Below are 16,931 nucleotides of genomic sequence, written 5' to 3'. Positions count from 1 at the left end.
TCTGGATCGCGCAGCCTGGACAAGAACCGGACACTTCCACGCAGGAGAGTTGACGAGACAGCACTGCCTCCCCCCTTGATGCCCGATCGCCTTCAGGCGAGTCAGCGGCCCAGGTCAAGCCCCCAGTGGCTGTGCGATGAGTGCGACTGCCATATCGCCGCCCAGCGCCACCACTTCGACGCCGCCGAGTCGATCGAAGCCAAGGCCGCCGCCTGGGCCGCGCAGAAGGAACTCGACCTCGTCCCCGGCGAACTCGGCGTCGTCCAGGAGCGCGTCCTCAGCGGTCACGACTGGCGCCGGCGCCGCGCGTCGCTCGGGTTCGTGCGGGGCAGTCCTTGGGATGCAGGCGGGAAACTGTACGGGCCGATCAAGGACTCCGTCGCCGCTCAGCGCGCCGCCGAGACGGCCTCCGACGGCGACGGCCCGTTACGGATCGAGCGGTTCGTGAAGCGGTTTGCCGACTGGGCCCGCTGGTACAACACTGCCCACCGTCATCGGATGCTCGGCGGGCCGACCCCGCTCCAGGCGTGGCAGGAGGACATCGCGCCGCTGTGGCGCATCGGTGCCGACCAGCTGCGCCATCTCATGCTGGCTGGGGCCGAACGTGTCGTGGAGAAGGACGGCATCAGCTTCCGCTCACTCACCTACATGTGTTGTTCCGTCGATGAATGCTTGAGTGCACTCGTTGATGTGTGCCTGCATACCCTCGGCTTGGCTGTGTGCTGAGCCAAGGACGGTCTGATGCGTGACGCTGGCGGTGAGGAGCTGCTGGACGGTTACGGTAGCGAGGTTCGTGTCGTCACAGGCCAGCTTTGCGCGGTGAAGGAGAGCGCCGTTGATGTCCGCCTCTTTGAGATTGGCCAGCTGCAAGTCTGCCTCTTGGAGACGAACGTCACGAAGGCTGCTGCTCACCAGGTCTGCCCTGACGAGAGTGGCATCAGTGAAATCGCATCCGGCCAGATCGACATGATCGAAGTCCGCCCTGTCCAGGTTGGACTTGATGAACTGTGCGCCGGGCAGATGGGCGTTGCGGAGCCGGGCACCGCGGAGGTCGGTGTAACTGAGATCGATCTCGGCCCGCTCGCTGGGATCTGGGGGACGTCTGGCGAGGATGGTCAGGGCCGTTTGCACGTCGTCGCGAAGACGCCACTCGTCATCATCGGGCCGCTGGCGAGAGTACGCGCGGATGTAGGCCGACAGCAGCTGGACCACGGTGTCATGGTCCTTTACCGAATCCCTCATGATGCGCTCCAGGGCATAGAGACCGCCCAGTCGCAGATTCAGATCGCCCTCGGCGAGCAGACTGACAGCCTTGACCAAGTAATCCGTCAGATGAGCTTCCCTGGCCAGCGCTTCCTGGCGGCTGTCATGCTGACGGTTATGCTCCAGAGCATCCTGCGCCACCCGCAGAGTTCGTGAGGTGAATACCAGGCTGACCGCTCCCGCTGCAGCGACCAGCAGCGCAGCCAGCGCGGTTCGGAACCCGGACACTACCGTCGCTTGAGGGCCCGCCTCTTTGAGGTGGCCCAGTTCGGCATGGTCCAAGAACCAAGGTGCCCGCCACATCACCATCAGAAGTAGGGCGAAGACACCGACGAGTATCAAGCTGAGCTTGAGATGCGAGAGAGTTCCCCGCCGTGACGAGTTGGCTGCCTGGCCTCCAGGCGGTTGTGGGGGCGGTCCTCCCGCCGACGTGGTGATCCCGGACCCGGACCCTGGCCCACTCGGCACTGTTGTGCTCATCGTCGTCTCCCTTGGCGGTCGGCGGGCTTTGCACCCGCCTCATGCCCATCAGGCTCTTCGGCCATTCCATTCCAGGAAGTCATCTGGAGCGAGGGGAAGTTAGCCGCGGTGCGCGAGGGGGTGTTGCAGGCGGGGGCGTTGCGGGCCCGGCACGCTGGGTAGACCACGGCGTTCATCGTCTCCTCGATCCTGCACCCCCGTCACGCGCAACCTGGGAGAAGTGACCGTGACGCGCAAGCAACCAGCCGATGCTTGGTGGACGTTCGCCCGGACTCACCTGCCGTCCATCACCCGAGAGTGGCCACTTGGTCCCTGCCTAGGAGAGCCAGATTCGACTGGTACGCAGGGAACCGTCTGCCACGATGGGGCAACTGGAATGGCGGATGCCGGTGAGTAACCGGGGGTTGACTCAGCTGTGTTCCAACCCTCCCTGCCCGGCTGTTCGGTGGGGGAGCCGGCGGTCTTGTAGGTGCCTTGACGGTGGGGCTGGATGGCTTCGCCCGGCGGTTTACGTGGTGGTACTGGCGTTGTCTGTCTGGCCCGGTCTGTGAATCGGGCTTGTTGGTTGTGCCATCGGGCGCGTTCGGCGTTGTGGTGTCGTCGGCGGCGATGGGCGGTGCCGTGCACGCCCAGGCGCTTTGCCACGTCGGTCCAGTCCGCGGCCGGCTGTTCGCAGTAGGGGCCGCGCTGGCCTGTTCCGGCGAGAGCGTCGGGAGTCAAGTGCAGGAGTTCGCCTTCGCGTTGGATGAGGCCGAGGTGGGTGAGCGTGTTGGTTTGGCGGTAGGCGGTGGCGCGGGAGATGGACGCGGATCCTTGGAGTTCGGCCAGGGTCTGTCCGTCGTGTTCGGCGAGTGCGGCGAGGATGGCGAGTCCGCTGCTGCTGAGTCCGCGGTGGGCGAAGGCGTCGAGGGGCATGAGTCGTGCGGCGGTGTGGGTGTCGAGGTCGGCGTCACTGTCGCCGTGGCCATGTTCGCCCGTGGGGTGGTGGGTGTGTCTCATGGCGGGTCCACTCATGGCCCCCCCAGCCTGCGGCCGTTGGGGGGTGGACTCATCGTGCGACAGATTGAGGGGGCCGGTGCCGGTGGGGGCGAGGAGCATCCAGCGGGCGCCTTGGGTGGGGGAGCCGTGGTCGAGCTGGCGTAACAGCCGTGCGTGCTGGAGGCGTTGGTTGGAGCGGTGGGTGGTGGTGCGGGCGCAGCCCATGCGTTCGGCGAGGTCGCGTTCGGAGACGGTGTGGTCCCATCCGCCTGACCGGGCGCAGATGTCCAGCCGGGCGAGGAGATTACGCAGGTCGGTTTTGGCGGCGGTGCCGGGCCAGGGTGTGCGTTCGATGCGGGTGCGGTAGGCGGCGAGGGCGGCGTGGAAGTCCTGCCGGCCGCACAGCGGGTCACGGCCATTCTGGAGGTAGTGGTGGGCGCCGTCGAAGGCGCGGTGCAGCCAGGTGACAGCGGTGTCGTAGCCGCGTCGGTGCTGGAGGGCGCGGGCGGGCTTTCCGGCCGGGTAGGGGCCGTCCAGGAGGACTTGGACGAACGCGGCCCGGCTCCAGCCCGCCTGCACCGCCCCTGCGGCCACAGCGCGTGTGAGCGCCCAGGCGTGGTCGGAGGCTGCACTGTTGTGGCCGCCGCGCTGCCGGGTTGGGCTGGTGTAGGCGCCGTGCCGGTCGCCTTCGGTCAGGAGCTGGTGCATGCGCGGGGACAACGCGCCCAGCGCATCGAGCAGATCCGCGGGCCGGGTATGCCGGTGAGCGCTGAGCGGTCCCGGCCGGCTGGGCGGGGGCCGCAGGCGCTGGTGTTCACGGGTCGGGGCGGCTGTCGCGGCTTCGGGCGAAGGGGTCAACCCGCTGTCCCGGGCCGGGGGGTGCGGGGCTGTGTCTGCGGATTCTGTTGGGGTGTGGGTCCAGGTCAACTGGCCTGTCATGCCCGGCAACGCTAAGCGCCCCGCTGGTGCCTGAGGTATTGTCCCGGTGCACCATCGGGGGTGGTTGGTCTGTCGCCTGTGCACGAGAGCCGGCGTTTTGTTTCCGCCCCTGCACCATGTGCCGCAGCCCGGTTGCCATGTGTGCACCACGGCTCGTACCAGCATGCGCGCCCCTCTCGTCGCCGGGGCACCGAACGGTGCCCACCTGGCGTCCACAGTCACCGGGCGGGGCGACTCCAACGCGGCGCCGGACATCTCCCCTGCTGTGCAGTCATTGCGGATTGCGGGCAGGGGATGGCCGGCCACCGCGAACGATCCGAGTGCCGGTAGTTAGACTCGGCCGCCGTGTGGTCGAAGGCGGCAACCAGGGTCCACGATGAGCACGGTGTCCCGGTGAAACCGCCTGCGGGGCCGGAGCGCGAGCAAACCCGAGAGGGCTGATGTTGCGGCCGGCCGCGGACGTGGAGACGCCGAAGAACAGGGCGAGCTGGCACAGCCGCATGTGGGTGCGCCAGTACGCCGCGCCCCCCTGGGCCTCCAGTGCCGGTCCTGGAGCCTCTGCTTCCGCGGCTGGCCTCGGCGGACTGCCCCCCTCACGTCGGAAGCAACCTCACCCACTGACGCAACAGTGCGGGCTCAGCCCGGTGAACGGGCAGTCCAGGACGCCTGCAACGCCGTGATCACCTCAGACATGGCGAGATCCTCACACGGTTCCCGCTGGTACCGGCGTGCTGATCACTCACTGGACAGGCGCAGATCCCCGGACCAGGTGTCACACCGGACACGTCCGGAGCCGAAAGTGATCTCCAGCGCGAGCCGTCCGAGGTCCGGGTCCGTTTCTTCGCGTACCGCCAGGACTCTTTCGCCGAGGTGGCTCGCGAACGGGGTCTCGCCGTGAGCTGGCGCCACTTCGATGCGGCCCAGCTCCGCCATGTCGTATCCCCTGAAAGGAAGCGATGTCTCCACGATCAGGCACCAGTCCGAGCCCGTCGTCACGTGGGTGGCGGCCTCCGCGCTGTCAATCAGCCACACATCCAGCGGACCGGACCGCTGCTGCCCACCGTACAGGTGCCACGATGCCAGCACTCCTTCAAGGCGTCGCCCGACCAGGTAATCCGGACGCACACCGGCCCCGTGCAACGGGCACTCGTTCCACCGCTTCGACTCCACCCAGCGACCGTACCCTCAGACAAAGCCCCAGCTCACGCGCTTATAAAGGACAGTCCTCAGACGGCACTGAGGCCTTCCGGGTGTTGAGGAGTTCGTGGATCAGTTGTTCCGTCTCGGTCTCCAGGGAGCAGTCGAGTGTCTGGTTGACTTCTTGGATGCGGTTGATGGCGGTATGGAGGCCGGTGCGGTTGCCGCATGCTGCTTCCAGCCGGATCCAGTCCCGGTAGAGCACTTCGGCCGATTCGTCGGCGTCGAGTCCGGTCATGATGGCGTGGCGTGCGGCGCTCAGATCGTGGTGGGGGCCGGGTGCGGTGCGGTGGACGGCGATGGTGTGGGCGACGTCGATGATCCGGGTGAGCATCTCCTGCTGCAGGGGCTCGGCCCAGGGCAGCGGCCGGCCGCCGAACGGTGTGCCCCGTACCAGTGCCAGGGCCGTTTCCAGGTCGGTGAGGCCTGCCAATCCCAGTGGCATGGCGCGTTCGGCGAGGTGCAGGAAGTGGCTCCAGTCGCAGCGCACGCTCGGGTCAAGCCGGTAGGGGTCTTCGCCGGTCTTGCGCCGGGGGACGTAGAGGGTGCCGCAGGGGTCGCTGCCCAGGCAGTGGCGCAGGCCTTGGAGTCGTGCGTTAAGGGTGCGCGTGGACCAGGGGTGGGCGGGGTCCATGTCGGCGCACAGGACATCGGCGTTGTGTCCGGGCCGGAAGTAGAGCAGGGCGGCGAGTTGTTTCATTTTCGGGCCGTGGCCGGTGTTGTCCACGCCTGTCACTTCCAGTGGGCCCAGGACGCGGATCTCGGGGGTGTGCAGGCCGGGTGCGGCGTGTTCAGCCGCCGTGGTGGGGCCCCCTTGCAGGCTGGGGGCTGCGGGGGTGTTGGCTTGCGCGGCCTGTGGGCTGGTGGGGGAAGGAGCGGGCGGTGGGGAGGCGGGGGTGCGGGGACTGGCTGCTGGGGTGCCGGGGCCGGCTTCAGTTTCGTGTGGCGGTGATGGTCTGGGGGTGGTCTGGAGGCGGATTACGGAGGGGGCGGTGGTGGCGGCGAGCAGGGCCGGGAACACCTCGTTGCTGGCCTGCGTGGCCGCTGTCGGCTTCGGAGTGGGGGGCGTGGCGGCTTTGCGCACAGGGGGTTCCTGGGATGGTGCCGGGTTGCTCTGCTGGATGGTGCCGGGCTCGTCCGGGACGTCCTTCCAGGCTCCTTCGGCTGGGTGGGGTGGCTGTGCGGAGGCTTTGAGGGCGGTGGTGATCTGCTGGTAGGCGGCCTGTTCCAGGCGCTGCACGGTGATCGTTGTGCCGGTGCAGTCGAGGGCCTGGGGTTCGTTGAGGGAGGCGTTGAGGGTTTGCGCCTGGGGGAAGTGGCCGCACGTCGTACTCGCCGGGGCGATCAATGTGACGGACAGGGAGCTAGCTCTGCCGATCAGGTCGGCGAACTGCCAAGAAATGTCCGGGTCCAGCGCGGATGCGCACAGCAGCACGTAGGGATGATGTGCTGTGTCGGGTATCTGATGTGTTTCCAGCAGCTGTTCACTCAGGTCGCGCAGCGCGTGGGCGGCTTGGCGCAGGTGGGTGATCCGCGCGGTGGGCAGCAGCTGCGGTAGCTCCTCACCGAACCCGACGATGACAATCTCGGTGGTGGCGGCCCAGGGGCTCATGGCGAGTTCGAGGGCGAGGGAGGTACAGACCTCGGTGATGTGGAGCGGGGCGCCGTCCAGCAGCAGGGCGGGCAGCTGTGCGAGGTTGAGGAGCAGCAGGTCGCCCGCTGTGGTGCTGCCGATGGTGACCAGTGCGGGATAGGGCGGCGGTATCTCCCGGACGGCCTCCTCGTCCAGGAGGGTGGCGTCAGCGGGCACGACCCACCAGCCGTCCTGCCCGGCGGTGAAGGGTGCTACCGGTTCCTGGCCTTGGTTGTCGGGCAGTACCTCGATGGTCCGGGTCCCGATCCGGGCGGCCCGCAGCGGTGGCGGCAGCGCGGTGTCGTCGTCCTGCTGGGTCAGGTGGTGGGCGAGGGTGCGCAGGGCCGCGTCCAGGCGGGATGCGCTACCGGTGTCGGCGGCCGCCGCCAACTGGGCCTCGGCCGTGGATGTCTGAGGGGCGATGGCGATCGTCTCGCCGGGTTTGCGGCGGCGGCGCTGCAGGGTGCGGCGCAGGGCGAGCGCGCCGGTGACAGCAGCTGCGAGCAGGGCGCCGGCGCCGAGCACGGTGCGTTGGTTTAGCGGGTTGCTGGCGGAAGCCGTCGCGGGGTGCCTTGGCCGGGAGCGGTGGGCGGGGAGGTAGGGGTGCTGGACGGCTTCGCCGACGGCAGCGGCGTAGCGGTCGGGGACGGTGTTTTGGCCCGGGGCGTGGTGGAGGGGTTGGTGGACGGCGATGCCTGCTCCCGCCCGGGCTGCGCTGGGCGATGGGGCGGCGGGCTGGCGGACGAGGCGTGGGGAGCAGGCGCATTGGTCTGGCTCGGTGCGCGGCCGGGACCGTCGCTTGGGCTCTGGCTCGGCTTCCGTGCGTCCTCGGGATGGTGGGTGGCTGGGGGAGCGGTCGGCCGGTGGCCGGTGTCCTCACCTTGGGGGTGGCCCTGGGGATGTCGGGCCTGCTGGGCGCCGGGCACGGTCACCTGCTGCCCCGGGTAGATGACGTCCGGGTGGGTGATGGCGGGCAGGCCGCCGGGCTGTGGGATGCCCCGGCTCGCTTCGAACAGGCGAGGCCACTGGTTCCCGTCGCCGAGTTCTACTGCCGCGATCCCCGACAGGGACTGGCCCGGGTGGACCGTGACCGGGCGCTCGCCCTGCACATGAGCAGGGGTGCTGTCCCCCGCTGGGTACGGGCGCCTTTCGCCGCTGTGCCGGTCTGTGGCATGCGCAGCTGCCAGCCGGGCTGCAGGAAGCCGTTCGTCCGGAAGGGTGTGCCGTCGGCCATGGTGCGGCCCTCGTTGAGCTCGGCGATCTCCCGCCACCGCTCGCCGTCGCCCAACTGCTGCTCGGCGATGCCCCACAGGCTCTGCGCGGGCCGCGTCTGGCGCACGGTGTACGTCGTGCCGGCTGCCGCCGTGGCCGCTGCGGGCGGCCTACCGTGTTCGCTCTGGGTGGCCTGCGGCGGCGGGGTCTGCCCGGGCTGGCGGGCCGCCGTGGCCACCTGCCCGGTGGGTGTGGTGGAGGCGAGGGCGGAGCCGGTGGGCAGGAGCACCACGATGCTGCCGATCAGTAGGGCCGCGGCTCGCTGCGAGGCGCCCATCCCCCGCGGGGCATGCCAGGCACGGCCCCGCATCTGCGCGATGAGCTCCCGCAGGGCGCAGAACGTGAACTGCCCCCACCCGGCCCAGCCGGCCGTGACGAGCAGCAGAAGGAACACTGCGCCGGTGTCCTGCCGGTCCAGCAGGTGTGCGACGTCGTCGTGGGTAGCGGCCCAGATGGCGGGGGTGGCCCACGCCAGGAGGAGCGGCAGCCCGATGACCGTGGCCACCAGGGCCAGCAGACCCAGCGCGGCGGTGAGGACCTGTGCCAGCGTGCGGCCCGGGGATGCGGCGTGCGGGGAGACGGTGGTGTGCATCAGTGGCCTTGCCCTTCTGGGGCTGTGACGCCATGCAGGAGGGTGGCCGTGGCGTGGCCGGTCACCGGCAGAGAGCCGATGCCCACTGCGGCGAGGAATTTCGTGGGGCAGGAGGCGGTGATCGTGACGGTGAGCGTCCTGCCGCCGTCGGAGACGCTGACCGTCCCGGTGGCACCGGCGGAGCGCAGGTACGCCTGGGCTGCCGCCTGCGCAGCCTGCGGATCCACGACGGCCGCTGTGCCGCTGATCGCAGCGGCGGGGCTCAGGGCTTGCCCGCCGGCGCGTGCGGCCTCGCCCGCGAGGTAGTCCGTGCGCTCGATGGCACGCATCGTGCTGCCGCCGTCGACGGCGACGCCGATGATGCCGATCAGCGCGGTGACACACACGGCGACGAATACACTGACGCCGCCCCGGTCGTCCCGTCGTGCGCGGCACAGGTTCCTCTGAGGGAAGTGCATCAGGCACCCCGTGTCGAAAGAGCCGTGGGTTCGCCGGCGGCCGCCGTGACCTCGGGAGGAGGGAAGCCCAGGGCGCTTGGCGGAATCGACCCGCTGGCTTCGGTGAGGTTTTCCCTCCGGTGTGGCCCAGCGCCATCAGGGACAATGACGCCATGACACGCTGGTTCCGCAGCCACTGGGCTGAAGAGGACACCTGGTTCTACGTCGAGGCCGACGCTGACGGCTGCGTCACCCGGCAGATTGAACTCCAAGGACCGCTCGAAAAGCCCATCGCCGCAGCCTCGTTGACCGAGTGGGAAGCCGCCCAGCAGGCCGGGACCCTCGCAGATTACGAGGCGACCTTCGGTGGCACGGCGGAGGTTCCTGTCCACGAGTGGGACCCCCACGATCCGCAGGAACTCACCGTCAGAGAGTTTGAGGACGTCTGGCTCACAGCACGGTCCGCCTGCCAGGCAAGAGCTCGAGCACGCTCGGCGCGCGGAGCGTGAACCCACGTACCCTCGAGAGCTCACTGCTGACCACCCGCACTTCGGTTCGTACTCCACGGCACGTCAGAACGCGCGAGCCCAAGAGCTCGTTGCCGGAACTGGTCGACCACCGAGGTCGCTGTCGCGGTGAGGGTTTTGGCTCCGGGTACGCCCGGCAGCAGGAGGTCGGCCAGGGGGACCGTGCAGGTCACGGTGGCCGTGACGGTGCCGACCTGCCCGACTGGCACGCGCAGACCGCCGGTGTCGATACTGACGCTGGTCGATGCGCACCGGATGCCCTGGTCCTGAAGGGACTCATCAGCCGCTGACCGCGCGGCGCTCAGGGCCGCTGTGGCTGTGCGGTGGATCGAGGCCTCGCGCGCCGCGTCCTGGGCCGCCGCGTCGATCTTCGCGGCCGAGGTGACGATCCGGCCGCCAGCGAGCGCCAGGCACAAGAACATGATCAGCGACGGGAGGATGATGGCCGCCTCGATCGCGGCGCTGCCCTCATCGCTGCGCGTTGTGCGGGCCCAACGGGCCGCGCATCGCCCCTGCTTCACGGTCTGGCCACCCAGCGTTCCAGGGGCCCGGACGCCGACTGCGTCACCCGCAGACCCGGCACACCCGGCAGGATCGACAGGGCCGTGCCCGATACCCGCACCCGCACCCGCTGCCCGTCGCTGCTGGCGACGACGCTGTAGGCGCGCAGGCTGTCCCCGGCGCTGCGCCCCAGCACGTTGCGTGCGCGGGCTGCTCCATCGGCGGGGTTCGACTGGTAGGTGCGGGCGGCGGTGAGGCCCTCACGGGCAGCGGTCAGGGCGATCTGGCGGGCGTAGAACCACAGGGAGGCCTGGATGACGGCGACCGTGGCGAGCAGCACGAACGGGAAGATGATCGCCATCTGGATGCTGGCATCGCCGCGGTCATCGCGCCAGCGTCGCTTCTGACACCAGTCGGTCAGCCGCGTCTGGGGAGTCATCACAGGCCGAGGAGATGACCGTTGTACTTGGCGATCACGATGGCCATGGACCCGGAGATCAGGAGGGCACCGAGGATGGCGGAACCCCAGATGATGGCGGTGGTGATGGAGATGTCGCCCTGGTCTGGCCGACGGGCAGCCTCCCGAAGGCTTTCCCGCATGCGCGCGGTCAGGTAGAGCACAGCACGGCGGGTGCGGGTGCGGGTGCGGGTGCGGGTGCGGGCTGCGAGGTGCGTCATGGTGCGTACCCTTCTGGAGTGGTGGACGAGGTGGAATGGTTTTAGACGGTCAGCATGCGGATCACCGCGGGGAAGGCCATCAGCAGCATCACCAGGACGGCCAGCAGGGCTCCGGGCGCGGACATCGATTCGCTGGCCGCGTTCGCCTCAGCGGCCTGATCGGCCAGCAGTTCGGCGTTCAGGGCGGCCGTGCGTGCCCGTAGCGCCTTGTAGACGGCGGCGCCGTCGGTGGCGCTGCCGCGCATGATGTCGGCGGCGTCGTCCAGGACGGGCAGGCCGTAGCGGGCGGACAGCTGCGCGAGTGCTTGGTAGGGCGGGATCTTCTCCAGCCGGGCCCGGTGCAGCGCGCCTTGGAGATACAGGAAGGGCCAGCCCTCACCGACCTGGGCGGCCTTCTCCAGTGCTTCGGCGGGGCCGGCGTCGGCGGCCCGCTTGAGCGCGACCAGGTCCAGGTAGGCGGACAGGGCGTGGGCGAACTCCTGGCGCGCCCGCTTGGCCTGGTCGCGTACGGCGAGATCGGGGATGAGGAACAGCAGGCCTGCGGCGAGAAGCCCGGCGCCTGCGGGTAGGTAGAACGGCAGGGCCACGCCCGCCATGAACCAGGGAATCGAGGCGATCGCCGGGCCCAGCAGGCCGAAGGCGGCGAGGGCGGTCTTCTTGAGCATGAACTGTCCCCGCCCCTGTCCGAGCAGGGCCAGGTCCGTGGTGGGCACCCGCACGCCCGGCAAGCGCTCCAGTCGGGCCAGGAGCCACCGGCCCCACCTCTCCTCGCGGTCCAGATCCGGCTCGGGCGCCGCCAGGCCCGCCGGGGCACTGCGTTCCAGGGCTGCGGCCAGCGAGGGCTGGGGCGTGAGGAGCTCGCGGATGAAGAGGGCTAGGCCGGTGCCGGCCGTGGCGCCGGTCACCACGACGGGGAGCAGGTTCACCAGGCGGCTCCTTGCGGCGTGCGGGCGGTCACCGGCAGCTCTGGTCGGGGCATCGGCAGGCGGACGGTACTGGCCGGGTCGGTGACCAGGAAGCGGGGGACGCGCCTGAAGGAGCCGAGTTGGCGCATCAGGGCGAGCACGCCGACGAGGCCGCAGGTCAGGAGGGCGAGGACGAGCTGCCCCAGCAGGGTGGAGTACGGGCGGGTGTAGGACGGCACGAAGAATCCGGCCACCACGATGGCGATGGTGATGAGGGTCATCCACCGCACGGTGGTGCGGGGTTTGGACCGGTCCGCCTCGATGGAACGTTTCTTCGCGACTTCCTCGCGTACGGTTCCCGACAGGTCCTCCAGGGCCTGCGCCAGGCCCGGGCCGCGGTCGCCCGCCGACAGGATGAGCGCAGCGGCCACTTTGTCCGCGGTGACATCGTCGAGTTCATCGGCGAACGCGCGCAGCGCTCCCTGTGGCCGCCAGCTCAGCCGCAGCCGGTCGGACAGGGTGACGATCTGCGGGGCGAGTTCGGCCGGTGCCCCCTGACGGCTGGTGATCATCGCCTGTTCCAGGCCCATGCCCAGCCGCAGCAGACCGGCCAGGCGCTGGGTCCACTCGCTCAGGGCTTCGAGGCGGCCGATGTGCTCCTTGGCCATCCGTGCCGGGGTGATCAGCCAGGGCACGCCGATCACGGCCGCGCCCAGCAGCGCACCGCCGACAAAGTTCCCGCTGATCAGCCACACGGCCACGCCCATCACACCCCCTGCGGCCCTCACGCTGCGCCGGCGCAGCCGGGCACCCGCGCCCTGAGGGCGCCCACCACACAGCGCCGCATGCCAGCGCCGGCGCAGCGAGGCCCGGCGCGGCGCCGCGGTGCCCAACGCGCCCGCCACGACACCGATCAGCCCGCCAACGAGGGCCATGCCGCTGAGGAGCGCGGACAACAAGGTCATCGGCCCGCCCCCATCATCAGGGGCAACGGCTGTGCCCAGGCTCCGTACGGCTGCTGCAGCAGAGCGGAGTCGAAGCCGGCGCGGCACAGGTCGTCGATACACGCCGGCGCCATCCGCGGCACAGCCCGCAGCTCGCCCCACTCGCGGCCGGGGGAGAAGACCTCATTGGTGGCCGGGCGCCCGCTCTCACCGATCCCGGTCACCTCCAGGACGTGGGAGACGTAGCGGTGACGGCGCCCGCCGATCTGCGTCTCGTCCGTCATGTCGATGAACACCACGAAATCCAGCCCGTTGGCGGTCTGCCGGTAGGCGAGCTGCTCCGAGAGAGCGCCCTGGGCGAGCGCGTACAGCTCGGCGATCCGGTCGAAGACCCCGTCGGGCCGCCGGGCGTGGATGGTGCACAAGTTGCCGCCCGACCCGTTCGTCAGCGCCTGCATCATCGCGACGATCTCCGGCCCGCGGACCTCGCCGACCACGATCCGCTCCAGCGACATCCGCAAAGCGGGATGCATCAAGTCCAGCAGCGTGACCTCACCGGCGCCGCGCCCGCTGGCGTCCTTCTCCCCGTTGGACTCGCGGCCCACCAGGGACACCACCTGCGTATGGAAGCCGTTGGCGTGGGCGAACAGCTCGTCCTCGCTCTGGATGGTGGCGAAGCGGCAGTGCGGGTCGAACTCCTTGAGCAGAGCCCGCAGCAATGTCGTCTTCCCGGACTTCTGCCTCCCCGCGATCATCAAATTTTTCCCGGCCCGTACGGCGGCGCCGAGGAAGGTGCGCAGGACCGCATCGATAGTGCCCATGCGCACCAGGTCGTCGAGATCCGCGTGGGAGATGCGGTGGCGGCGGATGACCGCGTACGTCATCGGCCCGAGCCCGGTAATAGCCTGCAGACGCGAGCCGTCCTTGAGGGACAGCGCCAGCGTCGGGCTGGCGGTGGAGATGGTGCGCTCGCTGTGCCCGCAGCTGCGGGCCAGCTCCCGCAACAGCTCCAGCAGTTCCTCCTCGGAGTCCGCGACCGGCCCCACCCGGCGCCGCTCGCCGTCGCCGTAATCCAGCCACACCTCGCCGGGCCCCTGGATGAGGATGTCCTCGACCCGGTCATCGTCCAGATACGGCTGCAGCCGCCCCGCGCGGAAGAGCAGGTCATACACGGCGCGCCGCAGCGCTTCGTCCTGCGGGGGTGTCATCGCCTGGGCGTCCGACCACAGCGCGACGGCCTCGGCGATCCACTGCAGGCAGCGCTGTTCCTCGCTGGCCCGGTCCATGCCGGGCTGGGACTTGAGGAGTTCCTCGCGCTGCTTGGCCACCTGGGACCCGATGTCCCGGACCGCCCGGTAGTCGACCGTGACAGCGGCCGCCGCTCCGGGCTGCCGGGGGATCGAGGCGGCGCCGGTGAGCTTGGGTGTGCCGCTGGTCTGGTGTGGGTGTTCGTGGGGCAGTGGTGCCACGGTGGGGTCGGGGTGCAGGGGCCTAGCGTGCATGGGGTGTCTCCCCGTCCGTTGCGCGCGGGTCGCGTGGACGCAGGCGCTCCCGGCGCATGGCGGCCCGCTGGATGAGTACCTGGCTGGTGGTGCGGGCGGCCTTCATGAGCGCCGTCCTGGTGAACCGGCGGGGCGCTTGGGTGCCCTCGGACAGCACGCGGGCTGTATCCGGCGCGTAGGGCAGCGTGGCGGTCACCGGCACCTGCAGCACGCGCCGCACCTCACCCACCGGATACGGCCCCTCGTTGATCATCAAGACGCTGACATCACCGAGGCGTTCGTGGAGCGCACGCACCCGGCCCTGGGCTGCCTGCAGACCGCGCAGGGTGTTGCGGGCCACCACGACCGTGGCATCAGCCTGCTCAGCCAGCACCCCGCTCGGCCCGTACGCGCCGCGTCGGCCGAGGTCGATGAGCACGTCGTGGCCACTGTTGGTCTCGATGCCGCGGAACATCTCAGCCAGGACCGCCCACACCGGTTGCAGGCTCGCCGCCTGCGCGGGGTCGGTGATGCCGGGCAGCAGCAGCCTCTCGCGCGGCGACTCCCGCTGGCCCTCTGTCCGGCCCAGGTCGATGAGCTGGCGCCAGAAGGCATCGCTGAACTCTCCCTTGCGGGCGGCCACCGAAAGGTTGCGCAGCCCGTAGCGGTCGCCGAGCGTGCCCTGCAGCAAGCCGTGCGCCGCGGCGCCGCCGTCCGGGTCGCACTCCGCCAGGATCATCCGCCGGCCCGCCGTAAGCGGCCACGCCAGCAGCAGGGCCAGGCCGGTCGTGGTCACGCCGGGCGCCCCGCTGCAGCCCGCGAGAGCGATCACCGCCATCACCGACCCTCCGAAGCGGCCAACACCAGGCGCAGCGTGCCGGCCGCCTCCCACGCGGCGGCCGTGGGGCCGTCGCTCGCGGCGGTGGCCACGTCCACGACCACGATCCCCGTGCCAGGTGCCGGATGCGAGGCTTTCACGACCCGGCCCACAAGGGTCTTCGGCGAGGCCTCCGGCGCCTTGCCCGCATCGGCAGTGCTCGGGGCCGGGACGTGCACCAGCTGCACCCTCTGGCCCGCCACCAACCCCGTGGCGGGGACCTGCTTGGGCTCCAAACCGATTGGCACCAGCTGCTCGCCGGGTTTCACCAGCAGGTCCTTCGTCACCTGCGTGGGGGCGAGCAGCGAGCCGGCCCTCAGCTCCACGGCGGCCCGCTGGCCCACCACCGACGCCAGGTTGTCGGCGCGCACCGCCTTGACGGCCGGGTCCAGGGCGAGCGACGCCCTGCCCAGGTCGTGCTCGCTCAGGACCTGGCCGACCTGGACGTCGCGGACCACGGTCACCACCTGCGTGCGGTGGCCGGCCTGGAGCAGCAGGACGGCAACTCCGGCGCCTCCGGCGGCGATCAGCGCCAGTGACAGGGCGATGACGCCGGGGCGCCGCCTGCGTGCCGAGACCCGGGGCGGAGCCACCGGACCGGCCACGTGTTGCTGCTGGGGGGTACCGTTCGCGCTGGCCGTGCCGGGGTGTTGTTGCGTCTTGCTCACCGTTGTCTCCTTCCGGCGGCGTTATCGGACGACTTGGACTTCCCCGACCGCGACGGGCACGGCGCTGCGGCGCACTGCCGTGAGCTGGCCGGCCTGTCCGCCGCCCTGCCAGGCGATCGCCCATGTCGATGTCGCGGTCACCGCGAACCTGCCGCTGCGGGCATCAGCCGACGTGGTGGTGTAGAGGTGCCCGCACGTCGGAGAGACCGCCATGGCACCGGAGGACGTGTAGGGGGTGCCGGGCCCGGTACAGGTCACGATGGCGCCGTCGCCCATCGCCCACACGATCTTCGACACCTTCGCGGTCGCGGTGACGGTGACCCCGCCCGCCGACGCCGACGCCGAATTCGGTCCGTAAGTGGTGGCGCTCTGCTGGACCCACATCCACATCGGGACACCCACGGTGTAGCGTCCGGCCGCCCTCGGGCTGGCAATGTCCGGGCCCAGCAGCGTCATAGAGTCAACCGCGCGCTGAGCCAGCTCCCGCGCATCGACCTGCGGTACAGGTGGCTGCCCTCGCGGCACGACGATGAAACCGTCGGGGTTGTCCAGGCCACCGTCCGAGCACGACCTGAAGTACATGTCGAACGTCGCGGGGTCCTTGCCCTCCCAGGCAGGATGCGCAGCAGGAGGCTCCGGCTCGACCTTGGTGTACTGGCACTTCAGCCTGCTGGCACTGCTGCCGCTCGACCCACCCGCCTGCCCCGTAGCGCCCTCGCTCTCGCCACCGACGCCCACACCGACACAGAACTTGACGGACTGGCAGGTCCCGGCCTGCACATCCGGATCGTGGTCGGCGTGCGCGACGGAAGCCGAAGCCAGGACGAGCGCGCCGGTGACGGCGGCGAGAGGACCGGCTAGCAGGCCTGCTCTTGAGCGGTCAGCTTGGTGACCATCCACATTGTCCCCCACTGTTCCAGCGTTGCCGTGCTGACGTATGTGATGAGCCGCGTCGTGGGCAGCGGTACCTTTCGCTTCGAGGCCTTGTCGACCAGCGTCCAGTTCGTCGTGTCGACACAGTCGACGACCGTCGCCGTGGGGACACTGCCGTGGGTCACGGTGACGACCCTCGGACGGATCACCGGCCTGCCGGTGGTCACCTGCCCGGCCTTGCGCATGGCCGCCAGGTCGCGCTCGACGTCGGCCAGCGCCTTGAAGGTGGTGTTCTTCTGAAGGCTGGTGCCCGCGGAGGAAGCCTTGCTGTAGGCCTCGGTCTGCGCGTCCCAGGAACTGGTGTATGCCGCGATGACGGCGCCATCCCGGACGTCGGTAGGGGAACGGGGGGACTGAGAAAGGGCCGTGGGGGCATGGCTGGGCTTGGACGATGCGGGGGAGTTGCTGGCGGTGCATCCGCCCAATACCAGCAGGCTCCCGGCAAGGACCACTGCTGCGGCTTGTCTTCGGGTGCGAGCAGCGACGGCGTGTGCGGATAAGGAGTGTTGTGGAGCTGTCACGTGGACTCCCCGTAGAACGCGGTCCGGTTTGGCTTTTGGCATGCGGCGGCTCAGAGCTGCGGCCCGGTGACGGGCTTGCGCCACCGCCAGGCTACGCAGATACAA

General features: G+C 70.0%; 18 protein-coding genes. 2 read left to right on the top strand and 16 right to left on the bottom strand.

Annotated elements, in window-relative coordinates:
* Positions 1–78: 78 nt before the first annotated feature.
* Positions 79–726 carry a hypothetical protein gene (locus BX283_RS40290; RefSeq protein ID WP_180356982.1) on the top strand — a complete coding sequence of 216 codons (648 nt, stop codon included), beginning with the start codon at positions 79–81 and terminating at the stop codon, positions 724–726.
* Here the strand turns inward: BX283_RS40290 and BX283_RS00825 are convergent.
* The 6 genes from BX283_RS00825 to BX283_RS00805 form a co-directional block, all read right to left on the bottom strand.
* Positions 637–1,605, bottom strand: coding sequence for a pentapeptide repeat-containing protein (locus tag BX283_RS00825; protein ID WP_180356981.1), 969 nt, complete (start codon positions 1,603–1,605; stop codon positions 637–639). The two genes, BX283_RS40290 and BX283_RS00825, sit on opposite strands and share 90 nt — an antisense overlap.
* 411 nt (positions 1,606–2,016) lie before the next feature.
* Positions 2,017–3,429 carry a helix-turn-helix domain-containing protein gene (locus tag BX283_RS00820; RefSeq protein WP_101385767.1) on the bottom strand — a complete coding sequence of 471 codons (1,413 nt, stop codon included), beginning with the start codon at positions 3,427–3,429 and terminating at the stop codon, positions 2,017–2,019.
* A 966-nt stretch (positions 3,430–4,395) separates the two neighbouring features.
* The gene (locus BX283_RS00815; RefSeq protein WP_101385766.1) at positions 4,396–4,830 is read right to left on the bottom strand and encodes a hypothetical protein; all 435 of its coding nucleotides are present in this window, start codon (positions 4,828–4,830) and stop codon (positions 4,396–4,398) included.
* 40 nt (positions 4,831–4,870) lie between these two features.
* Entirely contained in the window at positions 4,871–7,015 is a 2,145-nt protein-coding gene (locus BX283_RS41205; RefSeq protein WP_257581636.1) for a bacterial transcriptional activator domain-containing protein, read from the bottom strand.
* Positions 7,016–7,535: 520 nt separating this feature from the next.
* Positions 7,536–8,354: a LysM peptidoglycan-binding domain-containing protein gene (locus tag BX283_RS41200; RefSeq protein ID WP_257581634.1), complete on the bottom strand. Its 819-nt coding sequence runs from the start codon at positions 8,352–8,354 to the stop codon at positions 7,536–7,538.
* Positions 8,354–8,812, bottom strand: coding sequence for a TadE/TadG family type IV pilus assembly protein (locus tag BX283_RS00805; RefSeq protein ID WP_101385765.1), 459 nt, complete (start codon positions 8,810–8,812; stop codon positions 8,354–8,356). The genes BX283_RS41200 and BX283_RS00805 overlap by 1 nt, the downstream gene beginning before the upstream one ends.
* Positions 8,813–8,964: 152 nt before the next feature.
* Between BX283_RS00805 and BX283_RS00800 the strand changes: the two genes are divergently transcribed.
* The gene (locus BX283_RS00800) at positions 8,965–9,300 is read left to right on the top strand and encodes a hypothetical protein (protein WP_101392063.1); all 336 of its coding nucleotides are present in this window, start codon (positions 8,965–8,967) and stop codon (positions 9,298–9,300) included.
* A 20-nt stretch (positions 9,301–9,320) separates the two neighbouring features.
* Here the strand turns inward: BX283_RS00800 and BX283_RS00795 are convergent, their stop codons facing one another.
* The 10 genes from BX283_RS00795 to BX283_RS00750 are packed head-to-tail and all read right to left on the bottom strand — an operon-like array spanning position 9,321 to position 16,730.
* Positions 9,321–9,839 carry a TadE/TadG family type IV pilus assembly protein gene (locus BX283_RS00795; protein WP_101385764.1) on the bottom strand — a complete coding sequence of 173 codons (519 nt, stop codon included), beginning with the start codon at positions 9,837–9,839 and terminating at the stop codon, positions 9,321–9,323.
* Entirely contained in the window at positions 9,836–10,258 is a 423-nt protein-coding gene (locus tag BX283_RS00790) for a TadE/TadG family type IV pilus assembly protein (protein WP_257581627.1), read from the bottom strand. The genes BX283_RS00795 and BX283_RS00790 overlap by 4 nt, the downstream gene beginning before the upstream one ends.
* Positions 10,258–10,497, bottom strand: a complete 240-nt coding sequence (locus BX283_RS00785; protein WP_101385763.1) for a hypothetical protein — start codon at positions 10,495–10,497, stop codon at positions 10,258–10,260. The genes BX283_RS00790 and BX283_RS00785 overlap by 1 nt, the downstream gene beginning before the upstream one ends.
* Before the next feature lie 41 nt (positions 10,498–10,538).
* A complete protein-coding gene (locus tag BX283_RS00780) occupies positions 10,539–11,423 on the bottom strand; it encodes a type II secretion system F family protein (protein ID WP_101385762.1) in 885 nt (294 codons plus the stop codon).
* Entirely contained in the window at positions 11,420–12,367 is a 948-nt protein-coding gene (locus BX283_RS00775; RefSeq protein WP_101385761.1) for a type II secretion system F family protein, read from the bottom strand. Before BX283_RS00775 ends, BX283_RS00780 begins: the two co-directional genes overlap by 4 nt.
* Positions 12,364–13,848 (bottom strand): CpaF family protein, encoded by a 1,485-nt coding sequence (locus BX283_RS00770; protein WP_101385760.1) that lies wholly within the window; start codon positions 13,846–13,848, stop codon positions 12,364–12,366. The genes BX283_RS00775 and BX283_RS00770 overlap by 4 nt, the downstream gene beginning before the upstream one ends.
* Positions 13,838–14,665: a hypothetical protein gene (locus BX283_RS00765; RefSeq protein ID WP_101385759.1), complete on the bottom strand. Its 828-nt coding sequence runs from the start codon at positions 14,663–14,665 to the stop codon at positions 13,838–13,840. Before BX283_RS00765 ends, BX283_RS00770 begins: the two co-directional genes overlap by 11 nt.
* A complete protein-coding gene (locus tag BX283_RS00760; protein ID WP_101385758.1) occupies positions 14,665–15,372 on the bottom strand; it encodes an SAF domain-containing protein in 708 nt (235 codons plus the stop codon). Before BX283_RS00760 ends, BX283_RS00765 begins: the two co-directional genes overlap by 1 nt.
* Positions 15,373–15,393: 21 nt before the next feature.
* Positions 15,394–16,284, bottom strand: a complete 891-nt coding sequence (locus BX283_RS41195; RefSeq protein WP_257581624.1) for an ATP/GTP-binding protein — start codon at positions 16,282–16,284, stop codon at positions 15,394–15,396.
* Complete coding sequence (locus BX283_RS00750) at positions 16,230–16,730, bottom strand: hypothetical protein (RefSeq protein WP_101385757.1); 501 nt, start codon at positions 16,728–16,730, stop codon at positions 16,230–16,232. Before BX283_RS00750 ends, BX283_RS41195 begins: the two co-directional genes overlap by 55 nt.
* Positions 16,731–16,931: the final 201 nt, after the last annotated feature.

Origin of the sequence: Streptomyces sp. TLI_146, from assembly GCF_002846415.1 — a bacterium.
Taxonomy (GTDB): domain Bacteria; phylum Actinomycetota; class Actinomycetes; order Streptomycetales; family Streptomycetaceae; genus Streptomyces.
Note: the sequence above shows the minus strand (reverse complement) of the source record. Positions and strands in the feature narration are given on the sequence as shown.

What these genes read in the sequence shown, in the direction of transcription:
- BX283_RS40290 (WP_180356982.1), top strand. Translation starts at nt 79, where the DNA reads ATGCCCGATCGCCTTCAGGCGAGTCAGCGGCCCAGGTCAAGCCCCCAG.
- BX283_RS00820 (WP_101385767.1), bottom strand. Translation starts at nt 3,429, where the DNA reads ATGCACCAGCTCCTGACCGAAGGCGACCGGCACGGCGCCTACACCAGC.
- BX283_RS41200 (WP_257581634.1), bottom strand. Translation starts at nt 8,354, where the DNA reads ATGCACACCACCGTCTCCCCGCACGCCGCATCCCCGGGCCGCACGCTG.
- BX283_RS00805 (WP_101385765.1), bottom strand. Translation starts at nt 8,812, where the DNA reads ATGCACTTCCCTCAGAGGAACCTGTGCCGCGCACGACGGGACGACCGG.
- BX283_RS00800 (WP_101392063.1), top strand. Translation starts at nt 8,965, where the DNA reads ATGACACGCTGGTTCCGCAGCCACTGGGCTGAAGAGGACACCTGGTTC.
- BX283_RS00790 (WP_257581627.1), bottom strand. Translation starts at nt 10,258, where the DNA reads ATGACTCCCCAGACGCGGCTGACCGACTGGTGTCAGAAGCGACGCTGG.
- BX283_RS00785 (WP_101385763.1), bottom strand. Translation starts at nt 10,497, where the DNA reads ATGACGCACCTCGCAGCCCGCACCCGCACCCGCACCCGCACCCGCACC.
- BX283_RS00775 (WP_101385761.1), bottom strand. Translation starts at nt 12,367, where the DNA reads ATGACCTTGTTGTCCGCGCTCCTCAGCGGCATGGCCCTCGTTGGCGGG.
- BX283_RS00770 (WP_101385760.1), bottom strand. Translation starts at nt 13,848, where the DNA reads ATGCACGCTAGGCCCCTGCACCCCGACCCCACCGTGGCACCACTGCCC.
- BX283_RS00765 (WP_101385759.1), bottom strand. Translation starts at nt 14,665, where the DNA reads ATGGCGGTGATCGCTCTCGCGGGCTGCAGCGGGGCGCCCGGCGTGACC.